Genomic DNA, 12,483 nt, shown 5'->3' with positions numbered 1-12,483 from the left:
ATAACTATTCCAATTAATAAGATAGAAACTTTTTCGGAAAATTTTTCTTAATTTCCATTAATAATTTTCAAAAAATAGAAAATTTTTCTAAACTTAATAAGATATCAAATAAAAAAAACATATTCCACAACCATTACTCTACCCTCTTGAAACAAAGCACTGATCACAAAAACAGAACTTTGGCATGAAATTCGCATATCAATAAATGAGAAAAAATTATAAAAAAGCACTAAGGATGAGAAAAAAGGTTTTCTGTGGATTTTCAGTTTTCCACTGATTCAAGTTCATATTGATGTATATGAATCCTTTTTTTTCTACGATGCCGTAAAGGATACGGGTTCGTGAAAAGCCAACACTCCCGTTGATTTTTCACAGCAGTATTATGCCCCGTATCTGACTGGTATCATCACCCTCGGATCATTGAGCAATGATTCAAAATTTGTTTATGTATTCCGGATTTTTAAATTCGGATTGATAATATCTGTATAAGCAGCAAAGCTATCATGAACCTTAGCCCAGTAAGAGAACTTACCATTCTTTTTACCGTGATAAGACTGTTGTTTTATGCTATTAATTAATGTATAACCCTTAAAATGTTAGTAATGATGAGAGACTTTTTTGAAATGATTTTTAAGAGAAATGAAGACGCTGCAAAAATGCATATCTGGAGCCTGCTATTGGTGTTGAGTTTTGCTGCCTTTTCTGTATTGGTATATACCACGAACCCAAGCTTAAACAGCTTAATAATATATCTGACCGCTTTTGCCGCTTACATCGGCTTTGGCCTTGTATTCATCAGTTCTCTTTCGGGAGCAGGAATGAAGAAAGGATTCGGCAGAAACATATAACTTTTAATCTTTCTTTTACTGAAAAAACCGCTTCAAAAGAGCGGTTTTTTTGTAATAAATTGTATCCTTACATTTTATAATCAGGCTGCCTATTCATTAAATAGATCTTTCATCATTTTATCGAGGAAGTTTTTGGTTTCTTCTTCAATCATTTTTTCAGATTTTGCCACTAATTCGGCATGGAAGGGCTGACAGCAGGCTTTTATGCCAAAACCATCGTCTGTTTTAACAAATTCAGGATGCAGATGATGTTCTTTACATACTTCGGATTCAATTTCCTGTTTTATCAGGTCATAATTAAGATCAAACATATTCTTATTCTGTTTTATCGGTGATCGTTAAATATAGAAATAATTTTCACCTAAGGAAATCCGGATTTTAACGGTATTTGGATATAAAAACAGCCCCAAAGTGGGACTGCTATATTAAATATCAAAGGTAAAAGATCCTATTTTCATATTAAATGATCAGAATTTGTCTAAGACTTTCTGTGGCAAAATATTTACAGGTTTATTATTTTCTTCAACAAGTAAAAATTTCCACTCTTTTTCGTTTTTTGAAACAGCGCATGCTTTCATTTGAGCATGAACACTATAATAATCTCCATCACTGAAATAGGCCACATGATCTTTTCCGTATTGTGTAATGATCTTGTCATTAATCATCGGTCTAGCGGCTTCAGGATCGTTAATAACTTTCCAGTCAACCTTAAGCTTCATGTCTAATGTGTAATCGGTTACTGAAAAATATTCTCCATCAATCAATTCCGGCTTCTCAATATGATTTATTTTCAATTCCTGAACATCAGTAATAAGAATTGGATTATTATAAGACAAATTTAAAACAATGACCATCTGTTGTCTATCGGTGATATTCAAATATCTAGGGTAAATAAAATCAACTGCTTTTTCAATGTTCCTGTCTTTTATATTTTTGAAAAAAGAGGTAAAATCTCTTTTTATCCCTGCTTCATAATCAACTTTTTTAGTCTGACCAAAAGATAAAACTGAAAAAAGTGAAATGATGCCTACAATTAATTTTATTTTCATTTCTTATTTTAATATCATTTCATAAAAAAACCACTCCTTTGGGAGCGGTTTATATCTTACCAGATTGAATTATTTTACTTTTACAAGCTCAACATCGAAAACTAACCAAGAGTTTGGCGGAATTACTCCTCCTGCACCTCTTTCTCCGTAAGCCATTGCTGGTGGGATTAATAATGTAGCAGTTTCACCTTCTTTTAATAATAGGATCCCTTCATCCCATCCTTTGATCACTCTTCCCATTCCGATTGGAATTTCGATAGGCTCGTTTCTTTTGAATGAAGAATCAAATTCAGTTCCGTCTACCAATTTACCTGCATAATGTACAGATACATTATCACCAGCTTTTGGAGCTTTACCGTCAGCTGTTTTTGTAATTTTGTAGTAAAGACCAGATTCTGTTTTCTGCATACCAGCTTTTAAGTTTTCAACTAATTTCTCCTGGTTTGCTTTGAATTCTTCTTCTTTTTTCTTTCTTTCTGCTTCTTCTTTAGCAATGAAAGCTTTATTATTTTCTGCGATTTTAGCCTTTCCTTCATTGAACGTTTTAGCTGCATCGTAGTGCTTGTACTCATCACCTTTGCTGAAAACAGAAACTTTTTCTAAAACGATATCTGTTTTAGGCTTATCTTGAGCTCCTTTTTCAACGTTAGCAATAGCATCAATTACATCATTTCCTTTTACCACTTTTCCGAAGATCGTGTGTCTTCCGTCTAACCAAGGGGTAGCAACTTCAGTAATGAAGAATTGAGAACCGTTTGTGTTAGGACCTGAGTTTGCCATAGAAAGAACACCTTTCCCTGTGTGCTTAAGGTCATTTTTTTCATCTTCGAACTTATATCCAGGATCTCCCATTCCTGTTCCCTGAGGATCACCTCCCTGGATCATGAAATCTTTGATTACTCTGTGGAAAATAGTTCCGTCATAGTAAGGAACTCCTTTAGCCTTAGCTTTGTTGTCGATTTTCCCTTCTGCAAGACCGATAAAGTTGGCTACAGTTACTGGTGCTTTCTTGTCTTCAAATTTTACAATCAGGTTACCTTTTGTAGTTTGAAGGTTCGCATAAAGTCCGTCATTAAGACCTTCGTAAGTTTCTTTGTCTACGTTCATTTTTTTATAAATTGGGGTACAACTCATCAGCGAAATACTTGCCGCTGCCAGAATTATATTCTTGTTAAACAATTTCATGTATTATAGAGCTTTTAATTTTATGATTAATGGAATGTCATTATCTATTTTCTTTTCGTCTCCGAAAGTACCATAAGCCAAAGAAGACGGTACCAAAAGCGTTACTTCCTCTCCATCATGTATAAAACGCAAAGCATTTTCCACCGCTTTCAGTTCATCAAAATGGCCAAATTTGGCATCTCTTCTTTCGATAGGAGTATCATAGATTTTGGTTTCATCAAAATCATACAAATCATAAGAGTAAGAAATCGGTGTATTATCGGCTCTCTTTTCTCTCTGATCATAACCTTCTACCGTCACCCAATAATTAAGCTGTGTAGGATAATATTTTACAGACTGGCCACTGATCCAATCCTGAATCTGACCTCTTTCTATAACATTCAGACTTTTCATCCTGTTCTTAGAAACATCAAGATCCTTTTGGCTCAAGACCCCACCTACAGGCGGATGTGCTGTCTGTGTATTTCTGTTACAGCTTAGCAGACTAATGGCTGATATGAAGAGTATTTTTTTCATAAACTTTTGCGAAAATACACATTTCGCGAATCAATTACAAAACTTGAAGAAGAAATGTATGAATGTGTTAACTTGTTCGCTTCGTTATCCATTCAACTTTTGATTGATTACTGTAAGATAAATAAAAAAAGCCAGGAATTTCCCGGCTTTTCTATTGTATTTTAAATAAAATTAAACTGTTTCAAGAACGTGATCTACCAGTACTCTCCATCCGAATGAATCTTCAGAAAGGTTGTTCTGTAAATCTACAAGATCTTTCTTAAGAAGAGCAGCATAGCTTTCTTCGTCTGACAATCTTGGAAGTTCAAGTTTTTCACCTTGGTAACCTAAAGCCTGGAACTGAGTGGTTACAACAGCTGTACCTACTCCCCATACTTCTTTAAGGTTCCCGGATTTTAAAGCTTCAATTACGGTTTTCACAGGAATTGGTTCTACTTTCACTTCAATTCCTCTTTTCTTAGCTAACTGAATGAAGCTGTCTCTAGTTACCCCGTCAAGGATTTTCTCAGAAGTTGGAGGTGTATAAATAGTATCGTTAATTCTTACAAATACGTTCATAGTACCACTTTCTTCGAAATACTCGTGAGTAGCATCATCTGTCCAGATAATCTGCTCATATCCTTCTTCAATAGCCAATTGTGTTGGGTAGAAAGAAGCAGCATAGTTTCCTGCAGCTTTAGCAGAACCTACTCCACCGTTGGCAGCTCTTGAATAGTGATCTGAAATTTTTACAGAAACGGGCTCAGAATAGTAGCTCTTCGCTGGTGTTGCTACAATAGCGAACATATATTTATTAGATACTCTTGCTTTCAAAGCTTCCTCTGTAGCAAAAATCAATGGTCTGATATATAATGACATTCCTTCTCCCTGTGGAATCCATTCTCTATCGATATCTACCAATGCTTTTAATCCGTCTAAAAACATTTCCTCAGTCACTTCAGGCATAGCAAGACGCTTCGCAGACTTGTTGATACGTTCAAAATTCTTTTCAGGCCTGAAAAGGAAAACCTGCCCGTCTTTGTCTTTATAGGCTTTCATACCTTCAAAACAAGCTTGCCCATAGTTTACTCCCATCATAGCAGGGGTAAAAGGTATTGGACCGTAAGGAACTAATTTTACATCCCCCCATTTTCCATCTTCGTACTCACATATAATCATATGATCAATGAAAGTACCACCAAATGAAAAATTATTAGGGTCAAATGTAGAAATTCTGGAGTTTTCAGTTTTTTGAATTATCATTTTTTAAAATTTTTACGATGTTCTACAAATTTAACATAATTTTCTAAATATAAAAATTTTAGAGTAAATTTGACAAAAAAATAGCTTGAAAAGAGAAATTAAGACCACAAACGACGGAAGTAAAACATTGTTTATCAATGATTTAAATGAAAACTACCACTCTCATCATGGAGCTCTTCAGGAAGCAGAACATGTGTTTATCAAAAATGGATTAAATCTGGTAAATGATTATGAAATTAATATTTTAGAACTCGGTTTTGGAACAGGTTTGAATGTTTTGGTGACAATTAATGAATATTTAAAAACTGACAAAAATCATGTTATCAACTATTTTTCCCTTGAAAAATACCCCATAAATGAATCGGAAGTGAACGATTTGGCATATTTTGAACTTTTTGATAACCCGGAGTTTAAAAATATTTATCAGAAAATTCATCTGGCAGATTGGGGAAAACCAGTTGAAATCATTAGTGGATTCAACTTAAAAAAGATAGAATGTGATTTTTTTGACCTAAAGAACATCGATTTGCCTAAAATCAACCTGGTTTATTTCGATTGTTTTGGAGCAAGAGTACAGCCTGATCTTTGGGAAAAGCCATTATTCGAACTGGTGTCTGACAAAATGGCTATTAACGGATTATTAACGACGTACTCTTCTAAAGGGAGCGTGAGAAGAATTCTTCAGGAGCTCAATTTCCAGGTGGAAAAGAAACAGGGACCTCCAGGAAAGAGAGAAATGATTAATGCTGTGAAGCAATAGTATTAAGAATAAAAGTTTTATTTGTATTCTATACTTTCGTAGCTTTTCTCCTCATAAAAAATCCTTACATTAGCTTTACAAAATATTATACATTATATATATGATAGATAAGATCAACATTAGGGTGTATGCGTGTGCGGTAAAAGATAAAAAAGTACTCACTTTATTTGAAGAATATGTAGGAGAACCTTTAATGAAATTTCCGGGTGGCGGATTGGAGTTTGGAGAAGGAGTTCTGGAATGTCTGCATCGCGAATTTGATGAAGAGCTGAATGTAAAAGTAGATATTGTAGAACATTTCTATACCCAGGAAGATTTTCTGGTTTCCCGTTTCAGAGAAAATGAACAACTTCTTACTATATATTATATTGTCAATATCGTGAATGAAGAAGATTTTCTGATCCTTGATCCATGCATTGAAAAAACAGAATGGATTGATATAAACAGACCAGACAATCCATTTTCTCTTCCAATAGACAAAATAGTATTTGATAAATTAAAAGAAAAATACCTGTAAGCAGCTTACAGGTATTTTTTTATCTTATTATTTTTTTACTTTAAAATCATTGGCTCCCGGATAAGGTTGCAGATAACCGGAATTCCAGTTAGACTGAAGTAGAGACTCTACAAATTCATCAGTTCTGTTATTGTGTGGATCGTAACGGTCTTTCAGATCAATATCTGCCATCTTTCCTTTTACATTCCACCAGAAAGCGCTCCAGCCTCCTCTAAGCTCCTTGATAATTTCATAGACGTTTTTACCCGTTGCCCTGTTCATAAGCTTTGCAAAAACCTGTCCTTCGGTCGTTGTAAGATCTCTCAATTGTTTTTCATACTGATCAGCAAGCATATTCTGTCTTTCTCTTACAAATTTCCTTTTAGCTTTGCTGTCCATATCATTCATATCTTTTTGAATGCCTCTGTATTGCTGTAAAGCGGTAACAAATAATGGATATACTCTGTAGAGTTTTTTATTGAGGAAATAATAGTAATTCTTATCCAACTGATTGTTAAATCTTGGTTTATTCACCAGAACCAACTCATCCAATACCACTACCGGTTCACCGTTGATCTCAAAGATCTTTACTTTCTGCTGCTCGTCATAATAATATTTATTACCAAATTCATCCACTTTTAAAGATTCAGGTGGATACTGATTGAGAGGTTTGGCAACAATACCATCTTTCTGACCAAATACACTGACTCCAAAAAAGAAGATAAAAAGACAGATAATCTTACTAAAATTCATTATTTTTACACTTATAAGAACAAAAATTAAACGCAAAAATCATTCCTTTTTATGAAATTTGAAAAGAAATCTTTGAAATTTTTAGAAAAATACTTAAACACATCATCACCAACCGGTTACGAACACAAGGGACAAGAGGTTTGGATGGATTACATCAGACCTTACGTTGACAAGATTGAAGTAGACCATTACGGAACCTGCTATGGGATCATCAATCCTGAAGCGGAATTCAAAGTAGTGATTGAAGCGCATGCAGACGAAATCTCATGGTATGTTAACTATATTACAGATGACGGCCTGATCTATGTGATCAGAAACGGAGGTTCAGACCAGACGATTGCCCCTTCCAAAGTAGTGCATATTCATGGCGAAAAAGGAATTGTAAAAGGTGTTTTCGGATGGCCGGCAATTCATACAAGAACCAATCAAAATGAGCCAACTCCAAAAATTGAAAATATTTTCATCGATTGTGGAGCGACTTCCAAAAAAGAAGTAGAAGAAATGGGAATCTTTGTTGGCTGTATGATTACTTATCCTGACGAGTTCTTTGAAATGAACGACAGATATTTTGTTTGCAGAGCTCTGGACAATAGAATTGGAGGTTTTATGATTGCTGAAGTGGCAAGACTTTTAAAGGAAAATAAAAAATCGATCCCTTTTGGTCTTTATATTACCAATTCTGTACAGGAAGAAGTAGGTTTATATGGAGCGGATATGATCGCTGATACAATTAAACCCAATATTGCAATCGTAACCGATGTTACCCATGACACAACAACGCCAATGATTGAAAAGAAAAAAGAGGGAGACCAAAAGTGTGGAGCCGGACCTGTCGTATTTTTTGCGCCAAGCGTTCATCATACTATCAGAGAATTAATCATCAACACTGCAAAAACGAAAAAGATTCCTTTCCAAAGAGCGGCAGCAAGCAGAGCTACGGGGACAGATACAGACGCTTTTGCTCATTCTAACGGCGGAGTACCAAGTGCCTTAATTTCGCTACCTTTGCGCTATATGCATACTACGGTAGAAATGGTATCTAAAGAAGATGTAGGTAATGTCATCAAGCTTATCTATGAAACCGTTCTGAAGATCACCCCGGAAATGAAGCTGAAATATCATTAAAGATAGCAGACAACAGATATCAGACAGCAGACTATAACACGAATAATCTAAATCTAATATCTGATGTCTAACATCCGAAATCTAATATTAAGTAAAAAGTAAAAATGAAAACGAAGCTTATTGCTCCATCCCTTTTATCTGCAGACTTCGGGAACCTGCAAAGAGACATTGAAATGTTAAACAGGTCTCAGGCCGACTGGTTCCATATTGATGTAATGGACGGAAGATTTGTCCCTAATATTTCTTTTGGGTTTCCCGTGATGAAAACTGTTCAGCAGCATGCTAAAAAGTTTGTAGATGTTCACCTTATGATCGTTGAACCTGAAAAATATGTTGATGAATTTATCGATCATGGTGCAGATCTGATATCGATACATTATGAAGCATGTACTCATCTTCACAGAACTATTCATCACATTCAAAGCAAAGGTGCTAAAGCTGGTGTTGTTCTAAATCCTTCTACTCCTGTTCTGATGCTTGAAGACATTATTGCAGATGTAGATCTTGTATTGTTGATGAGCGTGAACCCTGGATTTGGTGGTCAGAAGTTTATTGAAAATACATATAAAAAGATTGCAGAAACCAAGGATCTGATTTTAAGCAACAACTCTACAGCACTTATTGAAGTAGATGGCGGAGTGAATCTTGATAATGCTTCGAAATTATTTGAGGCAGGAGCAGACGTTTTAGTAGCTGGTAATGCTGTATTTTCAGCAGAAAGCCCGGAAAGAACTATTGAGCTTTTGAAGATTTAGAAAAAAAATCTCTATCTATAATGAAAAAAGGCAGCCATTGGCTGCCTTTCCTCTTGTGGGAAATTGAGTCATCTTGGTTATTAGTTTTTTCCAACATTTAAAATGTTAATTAGATCTTGCTATACAACAAATTTCTGAATAAAAAACAAGCCATACATCAGTAGAAATACTGATTTTCTGCTTTAGTATTTATACCTACCATCCCTTATTCCAGACACAGGCGCAGACTACGAGAATAATACTAACCACTGAGAAAGATGTTCTTATATTGTTCAGAAAATTCCATCGGCTCTCAAATTGATCCCGTATCTGTTTCACAGCTTCCATGGTAGCACCTGATATATCAAAACGATCCAGAGCATCATTCATAGGGACATTTCCAACGACCGTAACTCCAAAAACACCTATCAAATAAACCAGTGCTGCTAACAAAAGAAAAATAAATACAGGTTGCTGACCACGAAAAAGAAAAGCAGATACCGGAAGAAGAGCTGCAGTTCCCATAAAGCTCATAAAGAATACAGGATTAAGGATTTCCCTGTTGATGTGTTGCATTGCTTTTAAATATTCAATATCAGAAAGCTTTCCGAGTCCCAGAACAACAGAACACGAATACGCATAAAAAAGCCCTCCTATCAGAGCGGTAAGGACGGCAGTAATGATTAATACTAGAGTTATCATTTTCATATAGTTTAGTATATGGTTATCAGAACATAAGCTTAGTATGGGTTCCATTTTTTAATGATATTCTGAGCGGTGAGAATCATTTCAGGATCCCAGTTTTCTGTCTTAAAATATTGAAATGACTCTTTTTTCAGTCTATCAATACCAGAACTGTTAAAGAGAAGTTTTGTGAGCCGTGTCTGCTCTTCAAACAGAACGAGATCTTCCAAAGGTTTCTCAGAAAATCCAATTCTTTTTTTCTTCCAATCACGCTTAGCTTTTACCTTAAAGTCAGAATTTTCTATAATGGTTTTCACTTTCTTAAAATCATCAAAGAAATCTTTCTTCTGCTTCTCTGTTTTTATAGTATGCCCTAATCGTTCAATAATGATATACTCCAAATTAGGACATTGGGAAATCACATGGGGTAAGATCATTACAATTTCTTTAGGAATACGATCGTCGTGAGTGTCTCTACGAATCTTCTTTTTCCCATAGACACTTTCCTGCCAGCTTCCTCCGGAAAGATGAATTTCCCTGACTTTATGCAAAGGATATAAATTGATGATTTCCTGCATTTCCACATCAAAATTCCAGGACTGGCAATATATATTATGCAAATCAAGAATCAGGAATCCATCAGTATCTTCAACCAGCTGATTCAGAAATTCGCCCTGTTCTTTTACATCATCTACAGAAAATGAAAAGGCAAGATTCTCAATCCCAACAGGCATATTAACAGTTTCCTGAAGGCGATGAAGTCGGTCTTTGCCAATCTGCAATGTTTTAGAATTCAGAGGTACAGGCAAAGGCACACCCTGGTGGAAGTTTTCAGTATTCATAAAACCGAAATGCTCGGTAATATGATTGTATTTTCGTTTGTGAACTTCTTCTTTTAATTTTGCAAGCCAAATTTCCTGGCGCTCCGTCCATCTTGCATCAAACAGCGAATAATAAACGCCATGCCCTATGAGCCTGTTATTTTCAGAATAAAAATTCAGCAATTCGCTAAGCCAGTCCGGCTCTCCAATAGTATATAAAGTATCAAACGACCACTCCAGCACATCCACTGAATGGTCTTGAAGCAATGGCAGAACTGCAGATAAAAAATCCGTTTCCGCCATCATCGATAATCCCAATAAAGGTTTACTCATAACCTATTCTACCCCATTCCACACGCTGGACATCCATGCTCACGAAGTACCAGTGTATCTTTTTTCACCACAGGTTTTGGGGTTCCCGGTTTTTTCTTTTCTGTAGTATCTGAAACGGCAGTCTTTTTCACTTTTTTCACTGATTTTGTAGTCTTAGTGGCCGGTTTTGTTGTTTGTGCAGATACTCCTGCTGCCAATAAGCTGGCCATTAATAATGTTGGTATTTTCATAATTGTTATTTTCTGATAAAACTTGCAATAAATGTTCCAATTACAAATCATCTATTTTCTATAAGAATGATTGTATTCTTAAATTTCAATCATGAAAGCTAAAATCATTATTGGTCAGTTTAAATAATTTATCATTTTCATTATTAAAATAAAAATTTGATTTATATTTTAATAAGCGAATTTTTCTGGATTCGAAGGTAGGTTCAACGATTTCAAAAGCTATATTCATTTTTTTCAAATGATTGGCAAGGTCTATGAGAGTTGTATTATCGTCCAGAGCCATTCTAATATCATCAACTTCAAACGTATTGGGTGCTTTCATTTCATATCTAAAATCGAAGTGAATTCCCTTTATAAAATCATCTAATACGACAATTTCAAAAAATAGGTCATCAATATAAAGACCTCTTAAACCTGGAATATCTCCTTCCTGATGGGTAATAATCTCTAAACCTGAAGTATTTTTCAAATGACTCCCAATAGAAACATCAGCTATTTTCCCTTCTAAAATCAATTCAGATAAATTCATGTTGTGCTTTTACTTTTAAGAGTAGAACCCATTTTACAACCTGCTTTTCATATTCTTATTGTACCTCCTTAATTTTATTCAAATTTTCATAAAAATACAATAATAAAATAAACATTGCACAGTAATATATAAAAAACAAAATCCGGAGAAAAGTTTCTCCGGATTCTTATTTTGTAAGATGATCTTCTTAGAAAATCTCTCTTCCTGAAAAATGGAATTGAGCTTCGATTAATGCATTTTCGTCAGAATCTGAACCGTGAACTGCATTTTCTCCGATGCTTCTTGCAAACATCTTTCTGATTGTACCTTCTGCAGCTTCTGCAGGATTAGTAGCACCAATTAATGTTCTGAAATCCTCCACTGCATTATCTTTTTCCAAAACAGCAGCTACGATAGGACCAGAGCTCATGAATTCTACTAATTCACCATAAAATGGTCTTTCAGCATGTACTTCATAGAATTTTTTTGCATCAGCAACTGTAAGCTGAGTTAATTTTAAAGCTTTGATTTTAAAACCTCCTTCAGCAATCTTACCCAATATTGCACCGATATGTCCGTCTGCTACTGCATCAGGCTTAATCATAGTGAATGTAATGTTAGACATAAATGTATATTTTTTTAATGGCGCAAAATTACAAAAAATATCTTTGATTTTTATTTTAATTTTTTTTTAACATAAAAATAACTTTTATTAAGAAATAGCACGCCAAACTTTGGCACAGTAATTGTTTATTTTATTTCGATTCTCATGTTTAATTTGAGTTTTCATGGTTATTAGTTTTTACCCAGCTTCGGCTGGGTTTTTTATTTGCAAAAAATCAGCCAACCTATTTTTGATTCAACAAAATAAAAACCCCTGTAAAATCATATCTTTACATTATTGCTTCATTTTCCAATAATGAAACAACCTCCTATTTTTGGCGTTCTCAGTAATCTTATATTTCACCATTGGACAAATAGACAAAAAGTGGAGTTATTCGTAAAACAATAGATGTAAAAAAGTAGAGTTATTCAAAAAACGAAAAAAAACATCAATAAAAAAAGAAAAAATTATCCTCTTTTATGCTCTTCATAAATGAAACCGCCATTATTATTTATTAATGAATCTTTAAACTACAGGTAACAGATATCGTGAAGATAAATAAGTACATTATGTCCGGTTTTTTTCGACTAGCCTG

General features: G+C 34.6%; 16 protein-coding genes. 5 read left to right on the top strand and 11 right to left on the bottom strand.

Features of this window, described 5'->3' with window-relative positions; all coding sequences use genetic code 11:
• Window positions 1-602 precede the first annotated feature (602 nt).
• Entirely contained in the window at window positions 603-848 is a 246-nt protein-coding gene (locus tag ACL9RH_RS03575) for a hypothetical protein (RefSeq protein ID WP_422691967.1), read from the top strand.
• 89 nt (window positions 849-937) lie between these two features.
• On the opposite strand, the gene ACL9RH_RS03570 is transcribed toward ACL9RH_RS03575, so the two are convergent.
• From ACL9RH_RS03570 to ACL9RH_RS03550, 5 genes are all read right to left on the bottom strand, one after another.
• Complete coding sequence (locus ACL9RH_RS03570) at window positions 938-1,159, bottom strand: hypothetical protein (protein WP_422691966.1); 222 nt, start codon at window positions 1,157-1,159, stop codon at window positions 938-940.
• Between the two features lie 156 nt (window positions 1,160-1,315).
• Entirely contained in the window at window positions 1,316-1,897 is a 582-nt protein-coding gene (locus ACL9RH_RS03565; protein ID WP_422691965.1) for a hypothetical protein, read from the bottom strand.
• Between the two features lie 69 nt (window positions 1,898-1,966).
• The gene (locus tag ACL9RH_RS03560) at window positions 1,967-3,004 is read right to left on the bottom strand and encodes a peptidylprolyl isomerase (protein ID WP_422692652.1); all 1,038 of its coding nucleotides are present in this window, start codon (window positions 3,002-3,004) and stop codon (window positions 1,967-1,969) included.
• Between the two features lie 81 nt (window positions 3,005-3,085).
• Window positions 3,086-3,598, bottom strand: a complete 513-nt coding sequence (locus tag ACL9RH_RS03555) for a hypothetical protein (protein ID WP_422691964.1) — start codon at window positions 3,596-3,598, stop codon at window positions 3,086-3,088.
• Between the two features lie 171 nt (window positions 3,599-3,769).
• Complete coding sequence (locus ACL9RH_RS03550) at window positions 3,770-4,840, bottom strand: branched-chain amino acid aminotransferase (protein WP_422691963.1); 1,071 nt, start codon at window positions 4,838-4,840, stop codon at window positions 3,770-3,772.
• An 85-nt stretch (window positions 4,841-4,925) separates the two neighbouring features.
• Here ACL9RH_RS03550 and mnmD point away from each other — a divergent pair, with 85 nt between their 5' ends.
• On the top strand, window positions 4,926-5,600 hold the full coding sequence (gene mnmD / locus ACL9RH_RS03545; RefSeq protein ID WP_422691962.1) for a tRNA (5-methylaminomethyl-2-thiouridine)(34)-methyltransferase MnmD: 675 nt from the start codon (window positions 4,926-4,928) through the stop codon (window positions 5,598-5,600).
• A 100-nt stretch (window positions 5,601-5,700) separates the two neighbouring features.
• Window positions 5,701-6,117: an NUDIX domain-containing protein gene (locus ACL9RH_RS03540; RefSeq protein ID WP_422691961.1), complete on the top strand. Its 417-nt coding sequence runs from the start codon at window positions 5,701-5,703 to the stop codon at window positions 6,115-6,117.
• 27 nt (window positions 6,118-6,144) lie between these two features.
• On the opposite strand, the gene ACL9RH_RS03535 is transcribed toward ACL9RH_RS03540, so the two are convergent.
• Window positions 6,145-6,849, bottom strand: coding sequence for a DUF4294 domain-containing protein (locus ACL9RH_RS03535; protein WP_422691960.1), 705 nt, complete (start codon window positions 6,847-6,849; stop codon window positions 6,145-6,147).
• A 51-nt stretch (window positions 6,850-6,900) separates the two neighbouring features.
• Between ACL9RH_RS03535 and ACL9RH_RS03530 the strand changes: the two genes are divergently transcribed.
• Entirely contained in the window at window positions 6,901-7,974 is a 1,074-nt protein-coding gene (locus tag ACL9RH_RS03530; protein ID WP_422691959.1) for a M28 family peptidase, read from the top strand.
• 104 nt (window positions 7,975-8,078) lie between these two features.
• Window positions 8,079-8,729: a ribulose-phosphate 3-epimerase gene (rpe, locus tag ACL9RH_RS03525; RefSeq protein ID WP_291937402.1), complete on the top strand. Its 651-nt coding sequence runs from the start codon at window positions 8,079-8,081 to the stop codon at window positions 8,727-8,729.
• A gap of 195 nt (window positions 8,730-8,924) precedes the next feature.
• Here the strand turns inward: rpe and ACL9RH_RS03520 are convergent, their stop codons facing one another.
• The 5 genes from ACL9RH_RS03520 to ACL9RH_RS03500 all read right to left on the bottom strand — a co-directional run bounded on the left by ACL9RH_RS03520 (window position 8,925) and on the right by ACL9RH_RS03500 (window position 11,909).
• Window positions 8,925-9,410, bottom strand: a complete 486-nt coding sequence (locus ACL9RH_RS03520; protein WP_422691958.1) for a DUF1772 domain-containing protein — start codon at window positions 9,408-9,410, stop codon at window positions 8,925-8,927.
• Window positions 9,411-9,448: 38 nt separating this feature from the next.
• The gene (locus tag ACL9RH_RS03515) at window positions 9,449-10,546 is read right to left on the bottom strand and encodes a DUF692 family multinuclear iron-containing protein (RefSeq protein WP_422691957.1); all 1,098 of its coding nucleotides are present in this window, start codon (window positions 10,544-10,546) and stop codon (window positions 9,449-9,451) included.
• Between the two features lie 8 nt (window positions 10,547-10,554).
• Window positions 10,555-10,776: a hypothetical protein gene (locus tag ACL9RH_RS03510; RefSeq protein ID WP_422691956.1), complete on the bottom strand. Its 222-nt coding sequence runs from the start codon at window positions 10,774-10,776 to the stop codon at window positions 10,555-10,557.
• A gap of 85 nt (window positions 10,777-10,861) precedes the next feature.
• On the bottom strand, window positions 10,862-11,305 hold the full coding sequence (locus tag ACL9RH_RS03505; RefSeq protein ID WP_422691955.1) for a hypothetical protein: 444 nt from the start codon (window positions 11,303-11,305) through the stop codon (window positions 10,862-10,864).
• 187 nt (window positions 11,306-11,492) lie between these two features.
• Complete coding sequence (locus tag ACL9RH_RS03500; protein ID WP_034687444.1) at window positions 11,493-11,909, bottom strand: nucleoside-diphosphate kinase; 417 nt, start codon at window positions 11,907-11,909, stop codon at window positions 11,493-11,495.
• Window positions 11,910-12,483: the final 574 nt, after the last annotated feature.

It is taken from the genome of Chryseobacterium sp. Mn2064, assembly GCF_049319685.1.
Taxonomy (GTDB): domain Bacteria; phylum Bacteroidota; class Bacteroidia; order Flavobacteriales; family Weeksellaceae; genus Chryseobacterium.
Note: the sequence above shows the minus strand (reverse complement) of the source record. Positions and strands in the feature narration are given on the sequence as shown.

What these genes read in the sequence shown, in the direction of transcription:
- ACL9RH_RS03575 (WP_422691967.1), top strand. Translation starts at nt 603, where the DNA reads ATGATGAGAGACTTTTTTGAAATGATTTTTAAGAGAAATGAAGACGCT.
- ACL9RH_RS03570 (WP_422691966.1), bottom strand. Translation starts at nt 1,159, where the DNA reads ATGTTTGATCTTAATTATGACCTGATAAAACAGGAAATTGAATCCGAA.
- ACL9RH_RS03565 (WP_422691965.1), bottom strand. Translation starts at nt 1,897, where the DNA reads ATGAAAATAAAATTAATTGTAGGCATCATTTCACTTTTTTCAGTTTTA.
- ACL9RH_RS03560 (WP_422692652.1), bottom strand. Translation starts at nt 3,004, where the DNA reads ATGAACGTAGACAAAGAAACTTACGAAGGTCTTAATGACGGACTTTAT.
- ACL9RH_RS03555 (WP_422691964.1), bottom strand. Translation starts at nt 3,598, where the DNA reads ATGAAAAAAATACTCTTCATATCAGCCATTAGTCTGCTAAGCTGTAAC.
- ACL9RH_RS03550 (WP_422691963.1), bottom strand. Translation starts at nt 4,840, where the DNA reads ATGATAATTCAAAAAACTGAAAACTCCAGAATTTCTACATTTGACCCT.
- ACL9RH_RS03540 (WP_422691961.1), top strand. Translation starts at nt 5,701, where the DNA reads ATGATAGATAAGATCAACATTAGGGTGTATGCGTGTGCGGTAAAAGAT.
- ACL9RH_RS03535 (WP_422691960.1), bottom strand. Translation starts at nt 6,849, where the DNA reads ATGAATTTTAGTAAGATTATCTGTCTTTTTATCTTCTTTTTTGGAGTC.
- ACL9RH_RS03530 (WP_422691959.1), top strand. Translation starts at nt 6,901, where the DNA reads ATGAAATTTGAAAAGAAATCTTTGAAATTTTTAGAAAAATACTTAAAC.
- rpe (WP_291937402.1), top strand. Translation starts at nt 8,079, where the DNA reads ATGAAAACGAAGCTTATTGCTCCATCCCTTTTATCTGCAGACTTCGGG.
- ACL9RH_RS03520 (WP_422691958.1), bottom strand. Translation starts at nt 9,410, where the DNA reads ATGATAACTCTAGTATTAATCATTACTGCCGTCCTTACCGCTCTGATA.
- ACL9RH_RS03515 (WP_422691957.1), bottom strand. Translation starts at nt 10,546, where the DNA reads ATGAGTAAACCTTTATTGGGATTATCGATGATGGCGGAAACGGATTTT.
- ACL9RH_RS03510 (WP_422691956.1), bottom strand. Translation starts at nt 10,776, where the DNA reads ATGAAAATACCAACATTATTAATGGCCAGCTTATTGGCAGCAGGAGTA.
- ACL9RH_RS03505 (WP_422691955.1), bottom strand. Translation starts at nt 11,305, where the DNA reads ATGAATTTATCTGAATTGATTTTAGAAGGGAAAATAGCTGATGTTTCT.
- ACL9RH_RS03500 (WP_034687444.1), bottom strand. Translation starts at nt 11,909, where the DNA reads ATGTCTAACATTACATTCACTATGATTAAGCCTGATGCAGTAGCAGAC.